This window comes from Halobellus sp. Atlit-38R, from assembly GCF_003665925.1.
GTDB lineage: Archaea > Halobacteriota > Halobacteria > Halobacteriales > Haloferacaceae > Haloquadratum > Haloquadratum inordinatus.
This window is the reverse complement of record NZ_QXIJ01000323.1, coordinates 1-458: the sequence shown is the minus strand read 5'-3', so window position 1 is coordinate 458 and position 458 is coordinate 1. Positions and strand designations below refer to the sequence as shown.

1 pseudogene is annotated in these 458 nt (G+C 56.8%); it reads right to left on the bottom strand.

Annotated features, from left to right (window positions below):
• Positions 1 to 458 (bottom strand): annotated as a pseudogene (locus D3D02_RS21730) (MBL fold metallo-hydrolase); the annotation flags it as partial.

The window sequence follows — 458 nt, the reverse complement described above, 5'->3', positions numbered from 1 at the left end:
GACCGAGAGCCGTGAACGAAGGGCTGATAGGTCGAGCCCTTCTGCACTGAGGTCAACTTCATCAACCCGTGTGACGGATGGCAATGGAATCTCTCGGTTCGCACTCGACTCGCCAAACTGACTACCGATTGTATTCGTACCAGACAGGACCCGACGTGTCGTCACCTCCGTCACCCACGGTGGGGGTGTCCAGCCTGTCTCATCTAAGAGTGTGTAACAGTCAGTGGTGTCTGTCGCCCAGACATAACTGGCGTACTTATCCTTGTACTGATTCGCAGCGGCCCCTTGCTGGTGGGTAATGACCACGTGGGTTGGTGAGAGCGTCTCAACGACGTTGTCGATCGTTTGTGACGAGGGGTGGTTGCTGAGAGCGAACTCATGCGTCGTACACGTAGTGCTCGTCACGGGAGAGTGGCCACCGCTGATGAGTTGGACCAGAGTTGCACCAGGGTCGTCAG